Annotated in this window: 23 protein-coding genes; 15 read left to right on the top strand and 8 right to left on the bottom strand. The window is 59.7% G+C overall.

Annotated features, from left to right (window positions below):
- Nucleotides 1–196: hypothetical protein (locus tag VFN25_RS04650; protein WP_325139326.1), on the top strand; the 196-nt coding region annotated here is incomplete at its 5' end.
- 36 nt (nucleotides 197–232) lie between these two features.
- On the opposite strand, the gene aroB is transcribed toward VFN25_RS04650, so the two are convergent.
- Together aroB and VFN25_RS04640 are read right to left on the bottom strand one after the other, a co-directional pair.
- Entirely contained in the window at nucleotides 233–1,306 is a 1,074-nt protein-coding gene (gene aroB / locus VFN25_RS04645; RefSeq protein WP_325139324.1) for a 3-dehydroquinate synthase, read from the bottom strand.
- Entirely contained in the window at nucleotides 1,299–1,853 is a 555-nt protein-coding gene (locus VFN25_RS04640; protein ID WP_325139322.1) for a shikimate kinase, read from the bottom strand. The genes aroB and VFN25_RS04640 overlap by 8 nt, the downstream gene beginning before the upstream one ends.
- 265 nt (nucleotides 1,854–2,118) lie before the next feature.
- Here VFN25_RS04640 and xrtH point away from each other — a divergent pair, with 265 nt between their 5' ends.
- The 9 genes from xrtH to VFN25_RS04595 all read left to right on the top strand — a co-directional run bounded on the left by xrtH (nucleotide 2,119) and on the right by VFN25_RS04595 (nucleotide 9,695).
- Nucleotides 2,119–2,655 carry an exosortase H gene (xrtH, locus tag VFN25_RS04635; RefSeq protein ID WP_414648855.1) on the top strand — a complete coding sequence of 179 codons (537 nt, stop codon included), beginning with the start codon at nucleotides 2,119–2,121 and terminating at the stop codon, nucleotides 2,653–2,655.
- A 34-nt stretch (nucleotides 2,656–2,689) separates the two neighbouring features.
- On the top strand, nucleotides 2,690–2,893 hold the full coding sequence (locus VFN25_RS04630; protein WP_325139321.1) for a dodecin family protein: 204 nt from the start codon (nucleotides 2,690–2,692) through the stop codon (nucleotides 2,891–2,893).
- Nucleotides 2,894–2,946: 53 nt separating this feature from the next.
- A complete protein-coding gene (locus VFN25_RS04625; RefSeq protein ID WP_325139319.1) occupies nucleotides 2,947–3,645 on the top strand; it encodes a response regulator transcription factor in 699 nt (232 codons plus the stop codon).
- A 148-nt stretch (nucleotides 3,646–3,793) separates the two neighbouring features.
- Entirely contained in the window at nucleotides 3,794–4,342 is a 549-nt protein-coding gene (locus tag VFN25_RS04620; RefSeq protein ID WP_325139317.1) for a hypothetical protein, read from the top strand.
- Between the two features lie 19 nt (nucleotides 4,343–4,361).
- Entirely contained in the window at nucleotides 4,362–6,080 is a 1,719-nt protein-coding gene (locus tag VFN25_RS04615) for a hypothetical protein (RefSeq protein WP_325139314.1), read from the top strand.
- Nucleotides 6,077–6,577 carry a Rab family GTPase gene (locus tag VFN25_RS04610; RefSeq protein WP_325139312.1) on the top strand — a complete coding sequence of 167 codons (501 nt, stop codon included), beginning with the start codon at nucleotides 6,077–6,079 and terminating at the stop codon, nucleotides 6,575–6,577. Before VFN25_RS04615 ends, VFN25_RS04610 begins: the two co-directional genes overlap by 4 nt.
- Nucleotides 6,574–8,142, top strand: a complete 1,569-nt coding sequence (locus VFN25_RS04605) for an ATP-binding protein (RefSeq protein WP_325139310.1) — start codon at nucleotides 6,574–6,576, stop codon at nucleotides 8,140–8,142. Before VFN25_RS04610 ends, VFN25_RS04605 begins: the two co-directional genes overlap by 4 nt.
- 132 nt (nucleotides 8,143–8,274) lie before the next feature.
- Nucleotides 8,275–8,889, top strand: a complete 615-nt coding sequence (gene pdxH / locus VFN25_RS04600; RefSeq protein WP_325139308.1) for a pyridoxamine 5'-phosphate oxidase — start codon at nucleotides 8,275–8,277, stop codon at nucleotides 8,887–8,889.
- A complete protein-coding gene (locus VFN25_RS04595; protein WP_325139305.1) occupies nucleotides 8,889–9,695 on the top strand; it encodes a cobalamin-binding protein in 807 nt (268 codons plus the stop codon). The genes pdxH and VFN25_RS04595 overlap by 1 nt, the downstream gene beginning before the upstream one ends.
- Nucleotides 9,696–9,849: 154 nt before the next feature.
- Here the strand turns inward: VFN25_RS04595 and VFN25_RS04590 are convergent, their stop codons facing one another.
- The 3 genes from VFN25_RS04590 to proC are packed head-to-tail and all read right to left on the bottom strand — an operon-like array spanning nucleotide 9,850 to nucleotide 11,789.
- Nucleotides 9,850–10,296: a DUF4426 domain-containing protein gene (locus VFN25_RS04590; RefSeq protein ID WP_325139303.1), complete on the bottom strand. Its 447-nt coding sequence runs from the start codon at nucleotides 10,294–10,296 to the stop codon at nucleotides 9,850–9,852.
- 54 nt (nucleotides 10,297–10,350) lie between these two features.
- A complete protein-coding gene (locus VFN25_RS04585; protein WP_325139301.1) occupies nucleotides 10,351–10,929 on the bottom strand; it encodes a YggT family protein in 579 nt (192 codons plus the stop codon).
- A gap of 11 nt (nucleotides 10,930–10,940) precedes the next feature.
- The gene (proC, locus tag VFN25_RS04580) at nucleotides 10,941–11,789 is read right to left on the bottom strand and encodes a pyrroline-5-carboxylate reductase (protein WP_325139299.1); all 849 of its coding nucleotides are present in this window, start codon (nucleotides 11,787–11,789) and stop codon (nucleotides 10,941–10,943) included.
- A 340-nt stretch (nucleotides 11,790–12,129) separates the two neighbouring features.
- Here proC and VFN25_RS04575 point away from each other — a divergent pair, with 340 nt between their 5' ends.
- The 5 genes from VFN25_RS04575 to VFN25_RS04555 all read left to right on the top strand — a co-directional run bounded on the left by VFN25_RS04575 (nucleotide 12,130) and on the right by VFN25_RS04555 (nucleotide 20,256).
- Nucleotides 12,130–13,167: a type IV pilus twitching motility protein PilT gene (locus tag VFN25_RS04575; RefSeq protein ID WP_325139297.1), complete on the top strand. Its 1,038-nt coding sequence runs from the start codon at nucleotides 12,130–12,132 to the stop codon at nucleotides 13,165–13,167.
- Between the two features lie 281 nt (nucleotides 13,168–13,448).
- Nucleotides 13,449–15,656, top strand: coding sequence for a TonB-dependent receptor (locus VFN25_RS04570; protein WP_325139296.1), 2,208 nt, complete (start codon nucleotides 13,449–13,451; stop codon nucleotides 15,654–15,656).
- 214 nt (nucleotides 15,657–15,870) lie between these two features.
- Nucleotides 15,871–16,710, top strand: coding sequence for a hypothetical protein (locus VFN25_RS04565; protein ID WP_325139294.1), 840 nt, complete (start codon nucleotides 15,871–15,873; stop codon nucleotides 16,708–16,710).
- An 81-nt stretch (nucleotides 16,711–16,791) separates the two neighbouring features.
- Entirely contained in the window at nucleotides 16,792–19,719 is a 2,928-nt protein-coding gene (locus VFN25_RS04560) for a hypothetical protein (RefSeq protein ID WP_325139292.1), read from the top strand.
- A gap of 201 nt (nucleotides 19,720–19,920) precedes the next feature.
- Nucleotides 19,921–20,256 (top strand): YegP family protein, encoded by a 336-nt coding sequence (locus tag VFN25_RS04555; RefSeq protein ID WP_325139290.1) that lies wholly within the window; start codon nucleotides 19,921–19,923, stop codon nucleotides 20,254–20,256.
- A gap of 79 nt (nucleotides 20,257–20,335) precedes the next feature.
- Here the strand turns inward: VFN25_RS04555 and VFN25_RS04550 are convergent, their stop codons facing one another.
- The 3 genes from VFN25_RS04550 to VFN25_RS04540 are packed head-to-tail and all read right to left on the bottom strand — an operon-like array spanning nucleotide 20,336 to nucleotide 24,062.
- Nucleotides 20,336–21,484: a glycosyltransferase family 1 protein gene (locus VFN25_RS04550; protein ID WP_325139288.1), complete on the bottom strand. Its 1,149-nt coding sequence runs from the start codon at nucleotides 21,482–21,484 to the stop codon at nucleotides 20,336–20,338.
- Nucleotides 21,484–22,521, bottom strand: coding sequence for a GDP-mannose 4,6-dehydratase (locus VFN25_RS04545; RefSeq protein WP_325139286.1), 1,038 nt, complete (start codon nucleotides 22,519–22,521; stop codon nucleotides 21,484–21,486). Before VFN25_RS04545 ends, VFN25_RS04550 begins: the two co-directional genes overlap by 1 nt.
- Complete coding sequence (locus VFN25_RS04540; RefSeq protein ID WP_325139284.1) at nucleotides 22,518–24,062, bottom strand: glycosyltransferase family 2 protein; 1,545 nt, start codon at nucleotides 24,060–24,062, stop codon at nucleotides 22,518–22,520. The genes VFN25_RS04545 and VFN25_RS04540 overlap by 4 nt, the downstream gene beginning before the upstream one ends.
- Nucleotides 24,063–24,883: the final 821 nt, after the last annotated feature.

Raw genomic sequence — 24,883 nt, 5'->3', positions numbered from 1 at the left:
TGCGTTGCTCTACCTCCTGCATCCATGCAGTCGCTTCAAGCCAGCGCAACAAAGAGCTGCGCGCAGACAGGTGTCGCCTAACCGATTGTTTTTGTTGAAACAGGTGGCATCCAGAAGGTCCGCCAGCCGCACCGCGCGGCTCATCAAGGCAACCAGCCTTCACTTCGTCACGCAGCACGACCGGCGAACCTTCTGAATGCCATGACGGTTGGGCCACTTGATCAGCGTTGCCCTAGCCGTTCGCCAGCAACTCCACGATCAGATCTTCAGAGACGCCGCTGACCATTTCGGCCTGACCGATGCCGCGCCAGAGGATCAGGCGCATGGCGCCACTGACTGATTTCTTGTCGAGGCGCATGCGTTCGAGCAAGCGACCGGCGTCGTGTCCATCGGGAATCCGCGTTGGCAGGCCGAAGCGTTTCAGCAAGATTTGCAGACGCTCCGAATCGGCGACCTCGGCAAGACCGAGCTGGCTCGACAGGCGCGCACCGAGGAGCATGCCGATGGCAACGGCTTCTCCGTGCAGGATCTCTCCGTAGCCAGCCTCGACTTCGAGGGCGTGGCCGAACGTATGCCCGAAATTGAGCAGGGCACGCTCACCGAGTTCGCGCTCATCGCGGGCGACAACGCCGGCCTTGTGTCGGCAACTGCTGGCGATGGCCTGATCCAGTGCGTCGGGATCGCGTGCGAGCAAATCCGTGGCATGCGTTTCTAGCCAGTTGAAAAACTCCTTGTCGCCAATCGCACCGTATTTGACGACTTCGGCCAAACCGGCGACAAACTCGCGTTCTGGCAGGGTCGCCAGGGTTGATGTGTCGATGAAGACGGCGCGTGGCTGGTGGAAGGCGCCGACCAGATTCTTGCCGGCCGCCAGGTTGACGCCGGTCTTGCCGCCGACCGAGGAATCAACCATGGCCAGCAAGGTCGTCGGCATCTGCACGAAATCAATGCCGCGCATCCAGCAGGCGGCGGCGAATCCGCCGAGATCGCCGATAACGCCTCCGCCGAGTGCGATCAGGGTTGCATCTCTGCTCGCACCGAGGCGGGCCAGTGCGTCGAGAACGCGGACGACGTTGTCGAATGTCTTGTATTGCTCGCCGTCTTCAATAATCAGCGTCGCGTGATCGATGCCTTGCAGGCCGGCAATTACCGGCTCCAGATACAGCGGTGCGACTGTCGTATTGCTGAGCACGAGCGCGTGGCGACCGCGGATCGCCGTGCGCCAAAGCGGAGATTGCAACAACAGTCCGGCGCCGACATGAATCGGGTAGCTGCGCTCGGCAAGGGCAACATCAAGTTCAATCATGGCTTGTTTCCGATTTCAGATAATCCCAGCTGTCGGCGATCTGTTCCCCAACCTGGCGGGCCATGAAGTTGCTGCTGCCATGGCCGCAGGCGCTGATTCGAAGATCGGCAGTCTGTGCATAAAGTGGATTGCGCAGCTTGGCCATGTTCAGCAGCCGTTCGTGGCGGTCAGCACCCTGCAGAAGCGGGCGCTGGCGATCCGCATGCAGTCGGTCCAGTTGCGTATCGACATCGGTATCCAGCCAGACAACGAAACCGTGCTCGCGCAGCAGTTTCCGGTTGGCCGGATCAAGGACCGCGCCTCCGCCGGTCGCCAGGACGATACCGCATTGGCGAACCAGTTCGCCCAGAAGAGCGCTCTCACGCTTGCGGAATCCGGCCTCGCCTTCGATCTCGAAGGTCAGCGCGACGCTTGCGCCAATGCGCGCCTCAAGTTCCAGGTCGAGGTCAATGAAGCGCAGGCCAAGCTGGCGTGCCAGGTGGCGGCCGATTGATGTCTTGCCGGCACCCATCGGGCCAATCAGGAACAGGTTGGGAGCGGGATTCATGCGCGCGTGACGATGGATTCGGGTAAATGAGCAACAACAGTCTGTCGGACTTTGCCTGGCCGGTCTGCGAATCCGTCTGTCGGTCCCGGATTCCGGCCCTTGATCAGCGTTGCCTGCAGTCCTGACAGCATGCGGAAGTGACAAGATTGCAAGGTCGCAGCATCTGCGGGTTGAAGCAAGTCTCGTTCGTCCGCAATGTCGCGGACGATGATCAAATCATTGGCGTGGTCTACACTGGGCCTTTTGCGCCCGACGGTTGATGCATATGGTTCGTTTCATCCTCATCTTTCTTGTCTTGCTGGTGGCCTTGTTCGTGGCTGAACTGACCGGCCCGGTCGAGCATTATGTCATTGTCCCGTTCACCTCGGTGCTGGCTGACGTGAGTGCCTGGGTCATCCATCTGTTCGATGGCAGTACGGTGTCGCACGGCAAATTGATCCAGAACGCCAGCGGCACGTTTGTCGTCTCGATCGAACGAGGCTGCAACGGGGTCGAGGCGGTGATCATCCTGGTTTCGGCGATTCTTGCTTTCCCGGCTCCCTGGAAGCACAAGATATTCGGTCTGGTGTTCGGCTTCCTGGCCATCCAGATTCTGAATGTCGTGCGTATCGTCAGCCTGTTCTATCTGGGCATGTGGAGTGAAGTCTGGTTCAAGTGGTTTCACGAATACCTGTGGCAAGCACTGATCGTGCTTGATGCCTTGATCGTTTTTCTGGTCTGGTTGCGTTATGTGCCAACGAAAGCGCGGCCTGCTCCGGTTCCGGCTCACCAACCCCGGGAGTCAGGGCCGGCTTTGCTATAGTCGTTCCGTACTTTATTGAATAGGAGATTGCCCCATGTCGATTGCCAAGGTCATCGAGTTCAGCAGTTCATCCACAAAGGGTGTCGAGGATGCGGTCCAGGCTGGCTTGACAAAGGTTGCTGAAACGGTCAAGAACATTCAGGGTGCCTGGGTCAGCGAGACCAAGGTCATCACTGACGGCGCGGGACAGATCAAGGAATGGCGCGTCAATCTCCGCGTTACGTTCGTCGTCGAATAGGTTTTCCTGACAGGAAAGTTCGAGCCACGGATCAGCGCGAAGGTGTTTGACGAATGAGTAATTCCGATCTGGTGATTGGATTTCTTGAAGATGATCCGGATCAGTCCGATCTGATCCTGCTCTGGCTGGAACAGGCCGGTTACAAAACCCGGCTTTTCCAGTCAGCGGCAGAATTCCGTCGCGGCCTCGGCTCAGAGGCGGTCGATCTGTTGCTGCTCGACTGGATGTTGCCGGATTCGAGCGGGCCCGAAGTCATCGAATGGATCCGTTCATCGGCAAACGCCGAGCTGCCGGTGATCTTCCTGACCGCACGCAACAGCGAAGCGGACATGGTCCGCGGTCTCAATGCTGGTGGCGACGACTACGTGGTCAAACCGGCCAAGCAGCATGAGCTGGTTGCCCGGGTAGCCGCCGTGTTGCGCCGGATCGGTATCGAGAACGTGGATCGGGGCCAGTTTGAATTGCCTCCCTACAGCATTGATACGCGGCGTCGACGGATTTCCTGGGATGGCCAGGATGTCGAGTTGACCCCGCGTGAATTCGAGTTGGCGGCATTCCTGTTCCGCCGCCATGGACGCATCGTCAGCCGCGATTCCCTGCTCGAAAACGTCTGGAACATGAATGCTTCGGTTTCGACGCGGACGGTTGATACCCATGTCAGCCGCTTGCGCAAGAAACTCGACCTTAATGGCGAGTATGGTTGGCGACTGGCTGCCGTCTATCAGCACGGCTATCGTCTCGAGCAAACCTGAAAAGCAGATTTTCGATCGGGCAAGAAAGGAGTGCAGACTCGTGGCAGGCACAGGCAAAACCAGTGGCAAGGTGTCCGGATCGCGATCAAGTTCGCATAAACTGGCCGCAGCGGCCGGAAAATCTCCGGTCAAAGCAAGGAAAAGCACGATGACCGAGCCGAAGAAGCCCGCACCCGATGCGGACGCTGATCGCAATGTTGATCAGATTCGCGACATACTTTTTGGCGGCCAGATGCGTGAATACGAGCGCCGCTTCAGCGAGATGGGGCAGCGACTCGAAGGCGAGATGGCGCGCTTGCGCGATAGCCAGGACAAGCGCCTGGCGCAGATCGACAAGCGCCTCGACGAGCAGTTCGAAAAGCTTTCGCGACTGTTGCGACAGGAAGTCAGCGATCGCAATCAGGCCGTTGATGATCTCGAATCGCGGATGCAGCAGGCCGCACGCACGGCACGCACCGAGATCAACAGTGCGCTGGATGGCCTCGGAACCGAGCTCAGCGCTGTCGATGAACGCCTGCGCGAATCACTCGCCGAACTTTCCTCGGCACTCAACGAGCGTGCCAGTGAAGCGGCCAGCTCGGTGGCCAGGGCGAGCACCGAATTGCGTGCGGAAAAAGTCGGCCGCGAAGATCTCTCTGCGTTGCTCACCGAACTCGCGCTGCGCCTGAAGGGCGATTTCGACCTGCCATCGCGCTGAGCTTCGGCGCCCCTCGGCCATGAGTGACCTCGACCGACTCAGGCATCTATTGCTCCACGAGGAGCACGACATGCTTGCGCGTGCCGAACAGCGCATCGCCGAGCTGGAAAAAACCAATCAGGAACTTGCTGCCTTGTTGCCGGGCCTGGTCACAGCCGCGCCACGGGAACCAATGAGTCGCGCCCTGGCGACGCCGGTGGCGGCAGCACTCGGCAATGCCGTACACAAAAATCGGGCGAGCATTGTCGATGCTTTGTTCCCGGTGATCGGTCCGATCATTCGCAAGGCCATTGCCGAAGCCTTGCGCGGTTTGATGCGCGATCTCAATCAAGTCCTTGAGCACGGCTTCAGCCCGCGAGGTATTCGCTGGCGCATCGAAGCCTGGCGCAGCGGTGTACCGTTTGCCCAGATCGTGCTCAAGCACAGCTTGCGCTACCAGGTTGATCATGTATTCCTGATCGAGCGCGATTCCGGTCTGGTCCTGCATCGCGAGTCGTCTCCGGGGCTGGCGGATCTCGATGCCGATGCGATTGCCGGCATGCTGACCGCGATCGGCCAGTTCGTGCGTGATTCGGTCGGCCGCGATGGTGGTGATTCGCTGGAAGCCGCGCGGGTCGGAGAGCATCTGCTCTGGGTGCTCGATGGACCACGCGCTTCGCTGGCCTGCTTTATCCAGGGCGTGCCGCCTGATTCGTTGCGTACCGTGCTCGGCGATCGCCTTGAGCTGATTCACGCACAAATGTCTGATGCATCAGGATCACAATCGGATGATGTGATCGGGGCAGAGACAGACCTCGGCGCGAGTCTCGATCCGGTCGATCTGGTCGCCGCCAGTGCCGCGCTCGATGACGGCGATGGCCAACCGCATCAGCGACCTTCACGCTGGCCGATGCTGATCATCCTGCTATTGTTGATGCTGGGTATCGGCTGGTACCACTGGCACAACGAACGCTGGCATGAGCGCGTCGATGGATTGCGCGCCGAATTGATTGCCCACCCCGGATTCCTGCTTACCGGTATTGATTCCAAACCCTGGAGTCGCCTGACCGTGCATGGCCTGATCGATGCCGATGCCGAGCCCGTCCAGCCACTGCTGGAGCGTGCCGATTTCGGGGAGATCAAGGCGGCACTTGATACGCAAGGCTATGTTTCGACCGATGATGCAATCCTGCGCAAACGCGCGCATCGACTTCTGCAGGCACCGACCGACGTGCAACTGGCGGTTGACGATGGCGTGCTTGAAGTCAGCGGTCAGGCACGTGCCGACTGGATTGCCGGGCATCAGCAACAGGCGCGCTGGATTGCCGGCATTCGCCGCGTCGACTGGAAAGTGACTGAAACGACTGATGAAGCCGCTGCCGCGCGCACCGCTCTGGATGCGCTGGCCAATGATCTTGCTGCTGAAACCGTTGTCTTCGCCAAGGATATCGAGCCGGGTGGCGATACCGAGGCGCAATTGCAGCGCATGGCCGAATGGCTCAATCGAGCGCAAGCCCTGGCAACCCGGGCGGGTGTCGATCTGCGTTTGCGGATTGATGGATACAACGATGCCTCAGGCAGCGACAGTTTGAATGCGAAACTGCGTCTGGCGCGCGCCAGCTGGCTGCGCGATAGACTACGCGAGGCCGGCGCGGCTCCCGCACTGCTGGCTTCTGCCGCGCTGCATACGGAGACTGATGCGAGTGCGGATATCAGGGGCGCCAAAGTGCAATTGCAAGTTGCAAGGAAGAAGCCATGACGGTAGCAGCACGCAAGGTTTGCATGCTTGGAGATTTCGGTGTTGGCAAGACCAGTCTTGTCACGCGTTTCATGCGCAACACGTTCTCTGACAAATACCTGACCACGGTCGGCGTCAAGGTCGACAGCAAACTGGTTGATTGTGCTGATCAGGGCAGTTTGAAGCTGGTGCTCTGGGATATTGCAGGCAACAGCGCGCTCGATGCACTCAACATGAGTTATCTGCGCGGTGCCAGCGGCCTGTTGCTGGTTGCCGACGGAACCCGGGAGGCATCGTTGCGTACCGCCATCGATCTCTTGCTGCAGTCACGCAGTCTGCTTGCGGATGCGCAAGCCGTCCTGATCATCAACAAACTTGATCTCGTCGAGCGCTGGGAAGTCTTGCCGAGCACGCTGGTCGAGCTGCGCCAGAGCATGCCGGTGATCGAAACCAGCGCACTCTCCGGCGACGGCGTCGAGCAGGCGTTTACCGAACTTGCGAAAAGGCTGTTGCCATGAACAGCACATCAGATTCCATGGATTTTTCCAGCGACAGGTATCAACGGATTGCGCGTGCCCTGTTTGAGCGTGCCCAGCCGTTGCTTCTCGAGTTCGACAACCACTGGCGGTTGATCGATTTGCATGGCGATGCCGCTCGCTTCGGCTTTGATGTGGACAATGCCGAGGTTGCTGCGCGGCAACTGCAGGATCTGTTTCTCGGCATGCCGTTGGATCAGTCAATCGATCTGCCGTTTGTCGAAATGCCGAACGGGCGCAGCACGCATGTGCAGCTGCTCGGCGCGGATGACGGCTTCCAGGTCTTGTTGCTCGATGCCCAGGCTGAACATGAGCGCCAGCAAACTCAGCAGCAGACCGGCAACGAGGCAGCCCTGGTCAGCTATCAGAAGACCAAGGCGATCAACCAGCTGCGCCAGATTCGCAGCGAGCTTGAGCAGCAGCGCGTGCGTCTTCAGGAGGCAAACGCACTGAAGAATGCCTTGATCGCGACCCTGAGCCATGATTTTCGTACGCCGCTGACATCGATCTTCGGCTACGTGCATTTGCTGGAGGAGGAGTCCGGACAGTCGGTATCCACACAGCACGGCTTGCGTGCCTTGCGCCGCAACGCCAACTACCTGTTCACGCTGGCCGAGAACCTGCTTGAGTATGCGCGCGCCGATACGCGCTCGAGCCTGCTTGCACCGGTAGCCATCGACCTCGCTGACGTGGTCGAGGATCTGCAAGGCATGTTCGAGCCAATGGCCAGGGATCAAGGCCTGGAGTTCAGCATCGAGCTGAAGATGATTGATGCAACGCCTGCGTTGCTCGATGAGCTGCGGTTGCGCCAGATTCTCGTCAACCTGATCTCGAACGCGATTCGCTACACGGCCAAGGGTTGGGTCAAGGTGCACCTGCTCTGGAACGACAAGACGTTGAGCATCGAGGTCAGCGACAGCGGAATCGGAATCGCCGAGGAGTTTCAGGAAAAAATATTTGTCGCCTTCAGCCGGATTGCCCAGGCTCCCGGCAGTGGTGCCGGATTGGGTCTGAGCATCGTCAAGCGTCTGGTCAAACAGATGCTCGGCACGCTCGAACTGCAATCCACGCTCGGACAAGGTTCCAGTTTCAGGATTGTGCTGCCGAATCTGGACAAATCAGTCGCGGGCGAACTTGAAAAGCCCGCAGAACCTCTTTTCCCCAATTCCGGACGTGGTCGCAGCGTGCTTGTCGTCGATGACGACCCGGACATCACCTTCCTGCTTGAGGCCTTGTTGACCGACATGGAATTTCAGGTCCGCGTGGTCGGCGATGCCGGCGCGGCTGTCGAAAACGCACTGGCGAATCCCCCGGATATCTTGCTGGTCGATGTCGAATTGCCCGGGTTGTCCGGCAATACGGCAGTCTTCCGACTGCGCGCCAAGGGGTATCAGGGCTATGTGCTGACCCTGTCGGCGACACCGACCGAGGAGGCGCGCAAGGTCGCCATGAACGCCGGCGCCGATGCGTATCTGACCAAGCCGCTCAATATCGAGCAGTTCACCCAGGCAATGTTGCGTGCGGCGCTTGGGAGCCGTGAGCGGTAGAGCGGATAGCGGTTAGCGGGAAGAGCCGCCAGGGGAGATCTGACTTTATCGCGAAAATCCAACTAAAAACTTGACAACATTCCGCCAACTGCTAACCGTCTCCCCACTCCCCACTCCCCACTCCCTTCCAGCATGACAACCTCAGCCACCCATTCACATCCGCTCTACACCGAGGCCATCGAAACCTTGCGCAAGCTGCTGGCCGAGGCCAGGGCGGCTGGTGACCCCGAGCCCACGGCGATGAATCTGGCGACGGTCTCTGCGGACGGTCGCGTGTCCTCGCGAATCGTCCTGCTCAAACATCTTGATCAGGATGGCCTGCAATTCTTCACCAACTACGAAAGTGACAAGGCCGAACAGCTCGCCGCGCACGCCCAGGTTGCGGTGGCGTTTCACTGGAAAACCCTGCGAGATCAGGTCCAGGTGCGGGTCGAAGGCCGTGTCGAAAAGCTCGATACAGCCAGTTCTGATGCCTATTTTTCCTCGCGCCCGCGCATGAGCCAGATCGGCGCCTGGGCTTCACTCCAATCAAGAGAACTGCCTGCTCGCGAAGTTTTCGATGCCCGCGTTGCCGAGTTCGAGCAGCGCTTCGAGGGCGCTGATGTGCCGCGCCCACCCAACTGGGGTGGATACCGGCTGCGTCCCGATCTGTTCGAGTTCTGGTATGGCGCGAACTTTCGCCTGCATGATCGACAGCGCTACGAATTGGATGATGGCGTCTGGAATCGACGGCTGCTGTTTCCCTGATGGCGCTCCCGGATCCGTTTCCGCAGCGCATCGTCTGTCTGACCGAAGAGCCGACCGAGGTGCTCTACGCGCTCGGCGAAGAGCGGCGCATTGTCGGCATATCGGGCTTCACCGTGCGGCCGCCGCGAGCGCGCAAGGAAAAGCCGAAAGTGTCCGCCTTCACCAGCGCGAAGATCGGTGCGATTCTTGATCTCGAGCCGGATCTGGTCATCGGTTTTTCCGATATCCAGGCCGACATCGCGCGCGACCTGATCCGCGCCGGTGTCGAGGTCTGGATCAGCAATCATCGCTCGGTCGAAGGCATCGTCGCCTATATACGCCGTTTGGGCGCCATGGTCGGAGCTGCGGACAAGGCCGACCGCTATGCCGCCGAGGCACAAGCGCACATCGCGGCCATCGAGAGGGCGGCAGCGGCGCTGCCGCGCCGACCGCGCGTGTATTTCGAGGAGTGGGACGAACCGCCGATCAGTGGCATTCGCTGGGTCGCCGAACTGATCCGCATCGCTGGAGGTGATGATGTGTTTCCGGAGCTGGCAGAAAAATCCCTGGCCCGCGACCGCATCATTGCCGATGCCGGTGAGATCGTGCGCCGTCAGCCGGATTTGATCCTTGGCTCGTGGTGCGGCAAGAAATTCCGTCCCGGATCGGTCGCGGCAAGACCGGGCTGGGAGACGATACCTGCGGTTCGCAATGGTCACCTCTACGAGATCAAGTCACCGATCATTCTGCAACCCGGGCCGGCCGCGCTGTTTGATGGCCTCGATGCCCTGCATCAACGCATCGCCGAGGTCGCGCGGACGCTGTGAGCTTGTCGTCAAATTCTGCTCGTGGTGAGCCAGTCGATCCTTGATCGGCGTTGCCCTAGATCGGCAATCGGAACTGCCCTTCAATAGACGTTGGAGCCTGCCCTGATCCCGTTCCCGATCCGTGGCCTGAGCGGATCAGACCTTTTTCCATCTCTCATTCGGCGACGAAATTCTTGCTGAACTTCAGTGTGAAGGATTCCTTCGAATCCTTGGGTGTGATCTTTAAGGTAAAGGTGTAGGTATCCGGTGCGGTCACGTTGAACAAACCGATGTAGGACACGTACTGGTCAGGAATCTCACGGATCGTGACCGGGGTCTTCTGTCCGGTCAGATTGGTCGCTTCTCCCGAAACCACGGCCGCGACGGCTTGCGCAGTTTCATCGGCGGCGACTTTCTGCACTGAAATATTGATCAGGCCGCGATTCGCCGAACGCTCGATCGAGTACTGCTTGGCCATCCCGGCGTTGAGAAACTGGGTCGACAAGGCGCTGTAGTGCACAAGGTAGTTGCCGAATTTCTGGGTGCCACCCGAATCGGCGATGGCAGAAATGCTGGAGACAAGCAGGGCAGCGACGGCAAAACAGCGAATCAGGGATTTCATGGCAATTCTCTCAACGACAATGAATCGGTATGTCCTGGGCTCTTCGTTCGACAATCAAGCCGCCTGACCGATACGCAGACCCAGATCGAACAATGGCGCGACCAGCAATGCCTGCAGCAGCATGATCGCGAGCAGAATGACCATCGGCGACAAATCGAGGCCGCCGAGTGCCGACAGGCGCTTGCGCACCGGCTTCATCACCGGTTCGGTCAGCTGGTAGATCAGCGGCACCACCGGATGATAACTGTCGTTGGCGACGAAACTCAGGATCACACGGACGATGATCAGGATCAGCAGCAACATCAGCACGAATCCGATCAGGTCGGCGAATGCGATCACGGCCAGTCCGGCCAGCGACGGCATCATGCCGAACATGGCAAAGATCAGCGCGCGTTTGAGTAGCAGCAGCAACCAGGCCAGCACCACGCCGGCAATATCGAGACGACGCCAGGCCGGAATGATCCGACGCAGCGGCATCAACACCGGATTGCTGATCTTGTACAGAAACTGACAGATCGGGTTATGGAAATTGGCGCGTACCAATTGCAGAAGCACACGCAGTACGATCAGGCCGACCAGAATACTGAAGGTGAACTCAATCAGGATCTGTGCGGCATTGGCGAGGTAAGGCATTGTGGCGGGCCTCAGCCGAGCTCGCGCGACATTTCGCCACCACGAGCCTTGGCGGCGGCAACGGCCTTGGCCACGATTTCACGAAATCCGCCTTCGGCCAGAGCGTTCAGGGCTGCCGCGGTGGTTCCGTTCGGCGAGGTCACGCGCTCACGCAGTCGCGACGGTGGTTCGGCATCTTCGCTGGCCATGCGTGCGGCGCCGAGACAGGTCTGGATAGCCAGCGCTCGCGCCGTTTCACGCGGCAGGCCCTGATCCACGCCAGCGTCTTCCAGGGCCTCGATCATGAGAAAGAAATAAGCCGGCGCCGAGCCGGATACGCCGGTGACGGTATCGATCAGTTCCTCGCGATCGATCCACACCGCGAGGCCGGTCGCGCCGAGGATGCTTTCGGCCAGCGCGCGGGCCGCGGCGTCGACTGCCGGGTTGGCGATCATGCCGGTCGCACCGGCACCTATCAGTGACGGTGTATTCGGCATGCAGCGCACGATCGGGAACCCGCCGCCGAGCCATTGATCGATCTGCTCGATGCGCAAACCGGCAGCAATCGAGATCATCAGTGGGCGGCGCTCAGCCAGCGTCGGGGCGAGACTGGTACAAACCGCACGCATGATCTGTGGCTTGATCGCCAGCAGGACAATATCCGCCCCGTCCACCGCATCGACGCCATCGGCAAACACGCTGACGCCAAAGTCAGCGGCAAGTTGCTGGCGCGCGACCTCGAATGGCTCAGCGACACGGATACGGCTGGCTGCCATGCCGCCACGGATCAGTGCGCCGATCAAGCTGCGCGCCATATTGCCGCCACCGATGAAAGCCAGTGAAACAGAATCGGGAAGTGGAGATTTGGGGGAGGAAGACATTGCAGGCCTGAATTGAATAGCGGTCGCCAAGGATAGCAAGGAGCGGGAGTCGGGAGTGGGGAGTCGGGAGTCGGGAGTCGGGAGTGGGGAGTGGGGAGTGGGGAGTGGGGAGTGGGGAGTGGGGAGTGGGGAGTGGGGAGTGGGGAGTGGGGAGTGGGGAGTGGGAACGGCGATTCAGGCACTTTTCAGGCCCACTTCACGGCCAAACATTGCTATGTGCCATGCGAAGCGTTCTCGCCTGATGGCGATCCTCCACTCCCGACTCCCGCTCCTCGCATCACCCCGCTATACTCCAGCACATCGCAGCCATGCGCGGAATCGCGCCAATTGGGGAGACCACATGGATATTGCCGAGCTGCTCGCGTTTTCGGTCAAGAACAAGGCATCCGATCTTCATCTTTCGGCAGGGCTGCCGCCGATGATCCGCGTCGATGGCGATGTGCGACGGATCAATATTCCTGCACTCGACCACAAGCAGATCCATTCGCTGATCTACGACATCATGTCGGACAAGCAGCGACGCGATTTCGAGGAATTTCTCGAAGTCGACTTCTCCTTCGAGATTCCCGGCCTGGCCCGCTTTCGCGTCAACGCATTCAACCAGAATCGTGGCGCTGCTTCGGTATTCCGGACCATCCCTTCGGAGGTGCTGTCACTCGAAGATCTCGGTTGTCCGAAAATCTTCCGAGAGCTCATCGAGCAGCCCCAGGGGTTGATCCTCGTCACCGGGCCAACCGGATCGGGCAAATCGACGACGCTGGCGGCGATGATCGATCACGTCAACAAGAATGAATATGCACATATCCTCAGCGTCGAGGATCCGATCGAGTTCGTGCACACCTCGCAGAAGTGCCTGATCAACCAGCGCGAGGTGCATCGCGACACTCACGGCTTCACCGAAGCATTGCGCTCGGCGCTGCGTGAAGACCCCGACTATATCCTCGTCGGCGAGTTGCGCGATCTGGAAACCATTCGCCTCGCCCTGACCGCTGCGGAAACCGGCCATCTGGTATTTGCCACCCTGCATACCAGTTCGGCGGCGAAAACCATCGATCGCGTGATCGACGTATTCCCGGCCGGTGAAAAGCCGATGGTGCGCTCGATGTTGTCCGAGTCGTTGCGCGCGGTGATCTCGCAGTCATTGCTGAAGAAAGTCGGCGGTGGCCGCATCGCCGCGCATGAAATCATGGTTGGCATTCCGGCCATCCGCAACCTGATCCGCGAGGACAAGGTCGCGCAGATGTATTCGTCGATTCAAACCGGCGCCCAGCATGGCATGCAGACCCTCGATCAATGCTTGCAGGACCTGGTCAAGCGCGGTCTGGTCACTCGCCAACAAGCGATTCCGTACGCGAAGAACAAGGAAATCTTCAAATAGCGCACGGTCGGGTGATGATCCGGATTCAGGTGTTCACTCGCAGGTCCGAATCAGAAAAATGGCCCAATGCAGTAAGTTTTTCAACAGGCTGTTGAACGCGAATCCTCTCAATACGGGGATTCAAATGCGTGATTTGCAAGAAATTTTCATCGTGTGTTCATGATTCCGCCTTGAGACCTAGGTCTCAAGGCGCTTTTGTGCCTGCCTCCCGCCTGCGATAAATGGCGACCGAGCCGAGGCCCAGAGGGGGCGTCGGGAACCATCCGCTCCCAGGAAAGCCCATGAAAGCCACAGCCATTGTCACGGGCGCGATCGCGATCGCGATTGCCCAGTGCCTGGTCGGGTCTGCCCGTGCCGAAGATTCAGCTTCGTCTTCCGACTCGGCGCAGGACCGTACCGAACTACCCAAAGTCGAAGTCCATGAGCGTCGTCCAAACGACGATTCCCGACCGAAGCTGCAGCACATCATGAAAGAGGTCGATGGGCCGTTGATCACGGTGACCAAGAAGACTTCGATCACCAAACTCGATTCGATCCCAACCATCGTCGACAACAACCTGCGCGCCCTGTTTGCGCAGACCCCGGGTCTGTTCGTTTCCGAGCAGCAATCGCCAGGCCAGGCCAACCTGAGCTATCGCGGCATCGGCAATCCGCAGGAGTCGGAGTTCGTCGCGGTCATGCTCGATGGCATTCCGTTGATGTCGGACTGGATCGGCTATCCGACCATCTACCTGCTGCCCTTGCCGCAACAGATTTCCGAGGTGCAGTTGATCCGTGGTGGCAGCTCGCTGCTGTACGGCCCCGAGCCGCCGCCCGTCGTCAACATGATCAGTCGCAAGCCGATCGCCGATCGACCATTGGGCGGCTACGCGGAAGCGGTCGTCGGCGGCAATGGACTGTTGGGCACATTCGGGTCGGTTTCCGGTACCTCGGGCAATTGGGACTACCTGGCCAACGCGCAATTTCGCCGCAGCGATGGTGAACGAGACAATGGCGATTCAACGCTGGGTGGTGTCGACCTGCATATCGGCTACAACTCGGACATGGCCCGCACGGCACTGGACTTGCACGCCAACCAGCTCGAAACCGGCGATCCGGGCAAGCTCAGCTATCCGCAGTTCATTGCCGATCCCGACCAGACCACCACGCCATACAACAAGCTGTGGACTGATCGCTACGTGCTTGCCCTGACGGATGATCGCTTCTTCAGTGAGGATACCGAGCTGGTAACCAAGCTCTGGGGTGGATATCAGGATAACGCTTCGCGCTCGCAGGATCGCGGACCTGCGCCGACCACGGCGACCGTGCAGGACGACCAGTTCCGTTTCTACGGACTTGATGCGCGCGCACTGCATCGATGGGGGCGCGGCAATGCCCTGACCGTCGGCACCACGATGTATCACTCCGACGCGCCATTTCGCCAGTTCATTGCCGACAATCTGAGTCCGGGCCGCTACGACCGATTCGGCGTGCCGTGTGCGAATCCGAGCGCATCCAATTGCGCGCGTCTGCGTCAGAGTCGGTCAACGGACTACGCTGCGGTGTATGCCGAAAACGTGTTCCGCTTTCCTGGTCGCTGGCACTTCGTTCCGTCGGTGCGCCTTGAGCGCGAGCGCCTGAAAATCGACGAAACCATTCGTCCGTCCAATCTGACGCGGGGCCTGGTTGATCGCGAAGTAACTCACAACGTGCCGCTGTTTGGCCTTGGTTTCGGCAACGATTTTGGTCATGCCAACGAGACCTACTTCAATGTGTCGCAAGGCTGGCGTCCGGTGCGCTATTTCGATATCGGCTCGCCATTCGGCAACACCTCGCCGGATCCGATCAACGATCCCGATCCAACCCATGTGCTGTCTTGGGAAGCGGGCGTTCATGGCACACCGGCCAATGGTCTGTTCTACGATGTCAGCTTGTTCCGCGTTGATGTCAAGGATCGTATCGAGTCGCAGCAGATTCCGGGCGCACCTCCGGGCAACACCATCAACGCCAATACCGGTGATACGCGCCATCGTGGTTTCGAGGGCCAGATCGACTATGACTTCCTCGCCGCCGTCGATCCAAAGACCAGTCGCCACTTGTCGGTGTTTGCCAACCTGAGTCTGCTCGATGCCGAATTCACCGCATCGGCCAAGGGCTACAAGGGCAACACGCCCGCATTCTCTCCAGACTATCTGGCTCGTTTCGGGCTTGCCTACCGGGAGGACAAGCACTTCAAGTTCGCCTTGTCGGTCGTTTCGGTGGCCAGCCAGTACTGGCAGGATTCAAACCTCGACAACGGCACTCCAGCCCAGAGCAACTACATTCCAGCCAAGGTGCCTTCCTACACCGTCGCCGATGTGTCCGCAGACTGGTGGGTGACCCCGGACATCCGACTGCTCGGCGGCATTTACAACATCGCCGACAAAACCTACTACGCCCGCGTCTTCGGCGGTGGTTTGGAGCCAGCGGTCGGTCGCACGATCTATGGCGGCGCGTCCTGGGAGTTCTGATCCGGGTTTCGGGCGCGGTTTGTCGCGCCCTTCCCGGTGAGTCTTGTGATCAACCATCCATCGATTGCAAAACATGCAATTGTGCACTTGCACACTGTCGCCGCGATGCATTCCTGCCGGCCCAGGGGCGAACATTCCAGATGCGGAAATTCACCCCGCGATGAATTCCCCGTAGGATGGCCGGCTTTCCAGGCAATCTCCTGCAGGTGATTTGATGGCTGATATGTTTTCCTTGAATGCATCGCGGATGCGCTTGACCGGAATCGCGCTGCCGTTGGCCGTGTTGCTTGCGAGTTGTGCTGCACCAACGGTGCAGGACGATTCGTCACGCTCGACGCTCCAGCAACCACGCATCGAGCGCGAGGATGTCGAATTCGCGCTCGACAAGGGCGTCGCCAGCGTCGTTGTCGACAATCCCTTTGGTGATATCCATGTCCGTGATCATGACAAGGCCGAAGTCGGCGTGCATGGCGTGATCCAGCGGCTCGCACCGGATTTCGCTCCCGTCAAGGTGGTTTCATCGCGTCAGGGCAGGGAAATGCATCTGACTGTGACAATGCCTGGCGGCAAGAGCGCAAGCCGCTATGACATGGCGGTGTATGTCCCAGCCGACATGGCCCTGTCAGTTCGCAGCACGACCCATCGCGTGGTGGCGCGCAAGCGTCGCGGGCCGCTGGCCATCACCACCAGCAGTGGAGACATTGAGGCGACCTCATACTCACGACTCGATCTTTCCACCGAAAGCGGGATGATCCGCGCCGCGCAACTGGTCGAGCGCTGGCCAGGAACCAGTCATCTGCAAAGTAAATCCGGGCGCATCATCGCCCTCGTCCCACTTTCGGGTGACGTATCGATCACGGCGCAAACCGGCGGCAAGCTCAGCACCGACTTCGGATTGAGCGTCCATCCGCGTGCAGCGGGAGGCTTCGAGGCGGCTGCGCGGTACGGCTCAGGGGCCAGTGAATTGCGAATTGATAGCGTTTCCGGTGAGATTGTTATTGATCAGTCGTTCATTCTGGTGGACGATCAGGGGTCAGCCGACGACGATGACTAGTTGCGACTTGAGGCGGAGCATCTGTTCGCCGGGTCAGATCGGATGTAACGGATCAATGAAATGGGGCAATCGGGAGAAAACATGAACAAGTCACTATCCACGCTGTTGCTGGCCGCTATTGCCAGCGTAGCGTTGCAACCCGCCGTAGCGGCCGAAAAGGGCACGCCATCGCGCGACCATGTCGATGCCAACGGTATCCATGTCAGTGTCGGTGCTGACTGGGTCAGTCCGCCGGTAGTCCCCGAGAAGTTCTTTCTCGATGCGCGCACGCGTCCGATTGTGCCGGTATGGAAGCCCGGCGATCCGGTCAAGGAAATTCCGCGCCTGTTCGATGGCGATCCGGATGTATTGAACCTTCGGGCCAAGCCGGTCAATCCGGTACCCGAGGGCGATCTTCTGGTCGAGCTGCAACGCGCATTCGGTGCAGGCACTGAATCGCGCGCATTCACGACGCCGTTGGTCAACCAGGATGCCCAGGGTTTCAGTGGCGTTTCGCCGCCGGACCCTACCGGTGACGTTGGCGGTGGATTTTATGTTCAGGCAATCAATGGCAGCGGTGGTGCGACCTACGTCGTCCACAACACTCTTGACGGTACGATTGCGGCCGGTCCGTTCAACATGGACGGGCTAGGCAGCGGTGGCTCCTGTGCCAGCGGCTTCGGCGATCCGATCGTGGTCTTCGATCAATTGGCCAATCGCTGGCTGCTGACCGAGTTCTCGCAAAGTGGCAACAATCTCTGCGTCTACATCAGTGCCGACAGCAACCCGGTCACGACGACCTGGATGCGTTATGCATTTGTGCCGCCGAGCTTCCCGGACTATCCGAAATACGGCGTCTGGCCCGATGCCTATTATGTTGGCGCCAATGAGAACAATGCCGTCTATGCGCTGGATCGCACCAAGATGCTGGCCGGCCTGGCTGCCACATTGCAAAGAAAAACGGTGCCGGATTTGAGCGAACTGGGATTCCAGATGCTGCCACCCGCATCAATCAACGGCATTGAGTTGCCGCCAGCCGGGGCACCGGCAGTGTTCATGCGTCAGGTCGACGACGAGCGCAACAATCCCGGTAGCAACGATCCGCTGCATGATCGTCTGGAGTTGTTCAGCCTGCATGTTGATTTCACGACGCCGGCGAATACGACGCTTACTGGCCCGACGGCTATCCAGATTGCCGATTTTGATCGAGCTTTCACGATTTCTGGTGGGTTCGGCGCGATTCCGCAGCCAGGCACCAGCAGCACGCTGGATCCGCTGCTCGAAGTCATCATGTTTCCATTGCACTATCGATCGATGGGTGGAACGGAATCGATCGTCGGCAATTTTGTCACCAAGATCGGAGCCAACAACCTGTCCGCAATTCGTTGGTTCGAATTGCGTCGAACCGGCGGACTTGCCGGCTCCTGGTCGCTGTATCAGGAAGGTACTTACGCACCGGCTGACAGCGGTGGCCCTGCCAACCGCTGGATGGGTGCAAGTGCGATGGATTCGGCTGGCAACATCGCCATGGGTTTCAGCATTGATCGAGTCTCGCCGGCAATCTATCCCGGTTTGTCCTATGTAGGACGCATGGCAGGAGATCCATCGGGCGTGATGACCACGGCTGAGACGCCCCTCGTTGCCGGTGCCAGTTCACAGAACGGTGATCGCTGGGGCGACTATTTCCAGCTCGGTGTCGATCCGATAGATGGCTGCACATTCTGGTTCACGGGTGAGTACATGCCGGCCGGCGGCAGCTGGCGCACTCGCATCGCATCATTCCGCTTCGATGCCTGCGGAACACCAACCTTTACCTTGTCCGGTGCGCCGCTCACGCAGAGCGTCTGCGCTGCCACAGCGACACCGGTCGCGCTGGCTCCGGTCAATCTCACGGTCGGTTCGGTCAGCGGCTACAACACGCCAGTCAACCTGGGTTTCGGCTCCGGCCTTCCGACTGGATTCACCGGTTCGTACAGCACCACTCCCGTCATTCCGCCGGGAAACAGCGTGGCCAACCTGATGGTTACCAACGCGGCCACACCGGGTGCCAATGCATTGACCTTGCGCGGTAGCTCGGGAGGAACCGATCGCGATCTCGGGCTGGACGTCAATGTCGTCACCCAGCTTCCGCCGACAACAAGCCTGATCTTGCCCGCCAACAACGCTGCGAACGTATCGAGCAGTCCTGTATTCAGCTGGTCGTCCGCGGCGCAAAGCGAGTCGTATCTGATTGAAATCGCCACGGATGCCGGATTCAGCAATGTAATCCTCTCGCAAACCGTAGCCGGAACCAGTTTTCAACCGGCGGCGGCACTGCCGACCAACACGCAAATCTTCTGGCGTGTAACCGCCAACAACATCTGCGGCTCGTCAGCCAGCAGCGCGGTGTTTAGTTTCACAACACTGGCGGCACCGGGTGATTGCTCGGCTGGCTCGGTGACCAATGTTCTGATGAGTGACGATATGGAAAGTGGTGCGCCCGGTTGGACGCATAGTGCCGCCGCAGGAACCGACACCTGGGCCCTGAGCACCAATCGCGCCACCAGTCCGACTCATTCCTGGTTTGTTGATGATCCAGGTTCAATCACTGATCGCCGTCTGGATTCACCCAGCGTCGCATTGCCAACTACGCTGAACGGGCTGAATCTGCAGTTCCAGCATTGGCGTGATCTGGAAAACAGCGGATCGTCGGCTTGCTTCGACGCCGGGCTCCTCGAAATCTCGATCGATGGCGGCGCCTTTACCCAGGTGATGAATAGCGAAATTCAGGTCGGCCCCTATACCGGCGCAGTTTCGACCTCCTATAACAATCCGATTGCCGGCAAGCAGGCCTGGTGTGATGCAATTCCGTTTGAACGAGTGGTTGTCGATCTTGCTCCCTATGCCGGTCACGACGCACGCTTCCGCTTCCGCTTCGCCAGTGACAGGTCGGTCGGCGCAGTCGGATGGAACATCGATGACGTCAAGGTCCAGGGCTGCTCCAGTTCCGATCTGATCTTCGCAGACGGATTCGAACTGCCGCCTCCGTAAGTTCGGACGTTTCGTGCAGGACAAAAGCCCGGGCATGCCCGGGCTTTTGCTTTTGGGGCAACGCTGCCCCAGGTAAATATTCGTCAATGCTTGCCGGGCATTGAATGCGATGCTGGCAGCGCTGTGTTATCTAAGAGGGTGTCGTCAGCGGATACACCGATATGCGTGGCGATCCTTCCCCCCGGAAAAAGGAGCACTTCGATGGCAGGTTGGTTTGAACTCAGCAAGAGCAGCGCGGATCAGTTCCGTTTCGTTCTGAAAGCGGGAAATGCCGAAATTATCCTTACAAGCCAGATGTACTCGTCACGAGCCGCAGCCGAAGGCGGGATACGCTCGGTGCAGACAAATTGCGCCAGTGACGATAGCTATGAGCGCAAGACGGCATCGAATGACAAGGTCTTCTTCAATCTGAAAGCGGCCAACCACCAGGTGATTGGCAGCAGCCAGATGTACGCCTCCGAGGCATCTCGCGAGACCGGCATCAGCAGTGTCAAGACCAATGGTACGAGCACGACGATCAAGGACCTGACGGCCTGATCAATCGGATGCGAGGCTGTTCCAGGGCGGGCGGGTTTCGTCTTTGGCCCGTTCGCTCTGCCGGTCTGGTCAGCCCGCGTCAGCGCGCGGGAGAGGATATCTCCCGATAGACCGCGACGGTTTCATCAACGCAGCGCGACCACGGAAAGTCGGCGGCGTGTTGCAATCCGGTCGAAGCGCTGCGTGCCCGCCAGTCTTCATCTTCGAGCAATTGAATCAGGCCTTCGCCGAGTTTCGCCTCATCGCGAGGATCGACACACAAGGAAATCCCGGCGCAGATCTCGGGCAGCGAGGAGACGTTGGAGGTCAACAGCGGAACACCGCTGGCCATCGCTTCCAGCACCGGCAGGCCAAAGCCTTCGTAAAGCGAAGGAAACGCGAATGCACGCGCACCGGCGTAGATCAACGGCAAATCCGCTTCAGTCACGTAGCCGAGACGACGGCTCGAACCGGCGGCTTCCAGAGGGGCCAGTACACGCTCGAGATCGGCGCTGAGCCAGCCGCGCGCACCGACGATGATCAGAGGATGCCTCCGGCGCAGCGTTTCCGGCAGGGCTGCGTACGCATTGGCCAGGCGGATCAGATTCTTGCGCGGCTCCTGGGTGGCGACGACGAGCAGGTAGCTGCCCGCGACCAGGCCATGGCGCGCCATCGCATCTGCCAGCAGCTCGGGTTTGCGCGGGTGATAGCTCGCATCCACGCCCAGCGCGACCACGCGCAGTTTCTCGCGTGAAACCCCGAGCTTGTCGTGAAGCTCATCGGCAATGAATTGCGAGTCAGTGATCACGCGGTCAGCACGATCAAGTGTTTTCGGCAGATGCCGCTCAAGAAAGCGAACCCGCTCGGGCGGATGGGTTTCGGGAAAATTGAATGCCGACAAATCATGCACCGTGGTCACGCTCGGGCCATCGAACGGCATCAGGATGTAGTTGGGTGTGTGCAACAGAAATTGCTGGAACTTGCGCGTATGCGCACGGAACAGCACATTGCGCAAAGTCGAATAGAGTTCGAGGGCGCTGGTCTTGAACGGCAGATTCTTGCGCAGGCTGGCGAACAGACGGTTTGACGACAAGGCATCGGCAGGATCATCAACCCAGCGCACCGCCGAATACAGTCGCAGTTCCTCGATCGCCTCGTGGCTGGCGAGTCCTTGCGCGAGCTCGAGCGCGTAGCGGCCAATGCCGGTCAGCGGGGCACTGATCGCATCGACATTGAAGATGACCCGCATCAGGCTTTGCGCTCGCGTCCCAGATCCGCCTCGACCATGCGCCGGGTCAATTCGGTCAGATCCAGCTGAGGCTTGAAGCCCAGTTGTTCGCGCGCCTTGGTCGCATTGCCAACCAGCAAGGGCGCATCGACCGGTCGCAACAGCTTGGTATCAACGCGAACACGGATCTTGCCGCTGCTACGCTCACGAGCAACTTCCGCAGCGCCATGACCCTGCCAGTCGATCGGCATGCCGATCGCATCAAATGCTGCGCTGGCGAACTCGCGGATGCTCGCCGCATGTCCGCTGGCGAGGACGTAGTCGTCACCGGAATCGCGATCCGCCATGTTGGCCAAGGCGCTCATGTACTCCGGCGCATAGCCGAAATCCCGCCGTGCATCGAGGTTGCCAAGGGTCAGTTCCTGCTCCTTGCCGAGCAGGATCCGCGCAACGCCCTGGCTGATCTTGCGTGTCACGAATGCGTCGTCACGCAACTCGGATTCATGATTGAAAAGAATCGCACTGCTTGCGGCAAGGCCGAAACTCTGGCGCCAACTGCCCATTGCCGAATGGGCCAGCAGCTTTGAAACGCCGTACGGAGTCGACGCACGAATCGGCGTCTGCTCATCCTGTGGAGCATGCTCCGCATTGCCGAAAATTTCCGCACTCGAAGCGAGTACAAAATGAGCATCCGGGGATTGTCGGCGCATCGCCTCAAGCAGATTCAGCGTACCGATGCCATTCGCATGGATGCTGCCGAGTGGATCGCGAAATGAATCGGCTACGCGTGATTGCCCGGCAAGGTGAAAGATCGCCTGGGCATCGACGTCGCTCAACAAGCCACGACAGGCGGCGACATTGCCCAGATCCAGCGCGCGATGGTGAAGATTCGGGTGGCTCGCGAAACCGAGTTCCTGCAGGCGCCAGTTTCCCGCCGGGCTGGCCGGACGATGGGTGCCGAAGACCTCGATACCTTCGCCGAGCAACTGAGCCGCCAGCCAGGCACCGTCCTGACCGTTGATGCCGGTGATCAATGCGCGTGAATAGCGACGTTTCATCGTTTGCTTCCGACAAAGCTGCGCTGGTGCATGATCTGCGCCCTGCATGTATCGATAGAGGGGCCGGCGCGCTCGCTGGTGAAAACAAGCGGCACACCCAGCCTTTGTGAAGCCGAATTCAATATGGCGGCGGCTCGGCGCTCGCCTGATTCATGGACCGCGACCAGGTCGATGGCGTAACGCTGCAACCAGTACGCAACCTCCGTCGCGTCCGGCGCAGCAGTCACTTCAAGCGGTTCGTGGTCAGGGCGACTCAATGCGAGTCCGGATTTCGAGGCTATCAACATCAGCCTATCGTAACCGCTCGCGAGTGCGAGTTCGCCATCAAAGCCGAAGCAAAGTGCCCGCGGCATGGGCGCGTGGTTTGGCGCATCCGCATAAATCCGGCGTACCCGCCAATCCAGAACCCGGCGTTCAAACGAGAACAGGCTTGCGCCGACATCAGCTTCATATCGCGGCCAGCGCTCGCGCAATACCTGCATGCCGATCGCTCCGAGTGCTTTGCGCCGCTCATGTCCGAAGCTGCGGCTGCGCGCATGGCGCACCAGTACATTGCCGGCAATCAGATGCCGATAACCCGCCGCGCAGGCACGCTGACAGAAATCATTCTCCTCGCCATAGCCCTGCGGAAACGCCTCGACATCGAGCGCGCCGATTGCCTTGATCACCGCGCGGCGGATCAGCATGCAGAAGCCATTGCCGGTCGGCAGTTGCGGATAGGCAAGTCCGGCCTCTTGCCACACGGCGAGGGCGGTCTGCGCAAACGACCATGCAGGCGGCAGTGGATTCTCCTGCTCAAGCTCGGGCACCGAAAACGCACCAGCGTTGTCGGAAACGGCAGTGACCGTGGCGATGTCATCACTCGAATACAACGCACGACGCAAGCCGGTCAGCCAGTGCGCTGCGACCTCGGTATCCGCATTGAGCAGAACGACATTCGCCTCACCGGCAAGCGCAATGCCGCGATTGACCGTTGCCGTGAAGCCGAGGTTTTTCGGGTTGGCAAGAATCTCCACACCATTGATGCCGCGATAGCGCTCAAGCAACGGCGTGATTTTCGCGTCGGTACTCGCATCATCGATCACGATCAGGCGACTCGGCCCGGTACTGTGGGCGAGCACGGAATCCAGGCAGCGCGCGACATCCTCGGGCGCGTTGTAGACCGGTACGATGATGACAACCTCGCCCTGCATCGGCTTGGCATCGCTCGCAACCAGCCGCTCAGGCGTACCGAGAGGGCGAAGGTTGCGAAGCTCGGCAACGGCTTCGCTCAAGCCAGGTCGACCGATCTCGATAGCGAACGCAACATCGATAGGCTCATCGGAGCCGGACGTCACGGAGACCGTCAGCTCCATGCACGCGTTTCCGGAAGGTGAAAACGGCAGCGCGAGGTCGGCCAGGCTCGTCTGATCCACCACCAGATGGATAAACCGACAACCATCGATAGCGATATCGAGTGCCGATCCAGGCGACCCGCTCAGGCGCAAGCGATGCCCGTCCCAATCAGGCAGCAAATCGGGGCGATGGTGGAAGGTCGGCATGGCGCAATTACGCAGGTTGATGCATGAATATGCAAGTTTTGCAGGTCGCCGTTCGACAGCAGCAGAACCGGGATCAATGGGGCAGACGCGACTGATTTCGATTTCAGATAGGCGTAGTTTCGCACCTGATTACCAAGCGCAAGTCAAAGCCACGTCTCCCGAGCCTTTCGAAACCCGTCCGGCCGCAACATGGAGCAGTCAAACCAACTGAAACAAGGCAGGGTATGTCCTGGAACTTGCACCTATGTACAGTTCAGGACTTGATAGCGACGTCAGCTGCAAGATTCAGAAGATAGACTCCATTCTCTTGCTCTCGACCCCATTCTCTTGCTCGTCATTTCCTGGTGCACAGGGAACTCTCCATACCTGGCCAACTTTATTTCGGATCGCAATCGTGCAATTATCAGCTTCGCGCTCATGTGCCAGCTTGCGCGAATTCACACCCTTCCAACTCGCTCAGGGGAGCAATCCGATGAAGCCCAGAAGAACAGGCGCGCGAGCGCTTGCCGTGGTTACTTTTGCGTTTGCAATGCTCCTGGCGATGACTGTGACCGCCAGCGGCGGCACTTCGGAAAGCCATGCTGTCACCTGGCAAGCCAGCGCCGCTTCGGGGCCGCTCGCGGTGAGCGCACCCGCCAACGGTGATATCAGCGGGTCGGGTGACGTCACCATCACCACGGGCCCGCCACGTCAGACTAGTTGTCACCTCCTTACAATCCCCCTTAAGGCGGCACAGGAGAACGAACGTGGCTCGATACGGAAAACGATTCAAAGAGAACGCGGTGGCACGGTTGCTACCGCCGGAGAGTGGTGCGCTGGAG

The organism is Dokdonella sp. (assembly GCF_035703485.1).
In the GTDB taxonomy this organism is placed as follows: Bacteria; Pseudomonadota; Gammaproteobacteria; order Xanthomonadales; family Rhodanobacteraceae; genus Dokdonella.
This window is presented reverse-complemented; position numbering and strand designations above follow the sequence as displayed.

Excerpts from the sequence above, each read along its gene's own strand:
- aroB (WP_325139324.1), bottom strand. The coding sequence starts at position 1,306 with ATGATTGAACTTGATGTTGCCCTTGCCGAGCGCAGCTACCCGATTCAT.
- VFN25_RS04640 (WP_325139322.1), bottom strand. The coding sequence starts at position 1,853 with ATGAATCCCGCTCCCAACCTGTTCCTGATTGGCCCGATGGGTGCCGGC.
- xrtH (WP_414648855.1), top strand. The coding sequence starts at position 2,119 with ATGGTTCGTTTCATCCTCATCTTTCTTGTCTTGCTGGTGGCCTTGTTC.
- VFN25_RS04630 (WP_325139321.1), top strand. The coding sequence starts at position 2,690 with ATGTCGATTGCCAAGGTCATCGAGTTCAGCAGTTCATCCACAAAGGGT.
- VFN25_RS04625 (WP_325139319.1), top strand. The coding sequence starts at position 2,947 with ATGAGTAATTCCGATCTGGTGATTGGATTTCTTGAAGATGATCCGGAT.
- VFN25_RS04620 (WP_325139317.1), top strand. The coding sequence starts at position 3,794 with ATGACCGAGCCGAAGAAGCCCGCACCCGATGCGGACGCTGATCGCAAT.
- VFN25_RS04615 (WP_325139314.1), top strand. The coding sequence starts at position 4,362 with ATGAGTGACCTCGACCGACTCAGGCATCTATTGCTCCACGAGGAGCAC.
- VFN25_RS04610 (WP_325139312.1), top strand. The coding sequence starts at position 6,077 with ATGACGGTAGCAGCACGCAAGGTTTGCATGCTTGGAGATTTCGGTGTT.
- VFN25_RS04605 (WP_325139310.1), top strand. The coding sequence starts at position 6,574 with ATGAACAGCACATCAGATTCCATGGATTTTTCCAGCGACAGGTATCAA.
- pdxH (WP_325139308.1), top strand. The coding sequence starts at position 8,275 with ATGACAACCTCAGCCACCCATTCACATCCGCTCTACACCGAGGCCATC.
- VFN25_RS04595 (WP_325139305.1), top strand. The coding sequence starts at position 8,889 with ATGGCGCTCCCGGATCCGTTTCCGCAGCGCATCGTCTGTCTGACCGAA.
- VFN25_RS04590 (WP_325139303.1), bottom strand. The coding sequence starts at position 10,296 with ATGAAATCCCTGATTCGCTGTTTTGCCGTCGCTGCCCTGCTTGTCTCC.
- VFN25_RS04585 (WP_325139301.1), bottom strand. The coding sequence starts at position 10,929 with ATGCCTTACCTCGCCAATGCCGCACAGATCCTGATTGAGTTCACCTTC.
- proC (WP_325139299.1), bottom strand. The coding sequence starts at position 11,789 with ATGTCTTCCTCCCCCAAATCTCCACTTCCCGATTCTGTTTCACTGGCT.
- VFN25_RS04575 (WP_325139297.1), top strand. The coding sequence starts at position 12,130 with ATGGATATTGCCGAGCTGCTCGCGTTTTCGGTCAAGAACAAGGCATCC.
- VFN25_RS04570 (WP_325139296.1), top strand. The coding sequence starts at position 13,449 with ATGAAAGCCACAGCCATTGTCACGGGCGCGATCGCGATCGCGATTGCC.
- VFN25_RS04565 (WP_325139294.1), top strand. The coding sequence starts at position 15,871 with ATGGCTGATATGTTTTCCTTGAATGCATCGCGGATGCGCTTGACCGGA.
- VFN25_RS04560 (WP_325139292.1), top strand. The coding sequence starts at position 16,792 with ATGAACAAGTCACTATCCACGCTGTTGCTGGCCGCTATTGCCAGCGTA.
- VFN25_RS04555 (WP_325139290.1), top strand. The coding sequence starts at position 19,921 with ATGGCAGGTTGGTTTGAACTCAGCAAGAGCAGCGCGGATCAGTTCCGT.
- VFN25_RS04550 (WP_325139288.1), bottom strand. The coding sequence starts at position 21,484 with ATGCGGGTCATCTTCAATGTCGATGCGATCAGTGCCCCGCTGACCGGC.
- VFN25_RS04545 (WP_325139286.1), bottom strand. The coding sequence starts at position 22,521 with ATGAAACGTCGCTATTCACGCGCATTGATCACCGGCATCAACGGTCAG.
- VFN25_RS04540 (WP_325139284.1), bottom strand. The coding sequence starts at position 24,062 with ATGCCGACCTTCCACCATCGCCCCGATTTGCTGCCTGATTGGGACGGG.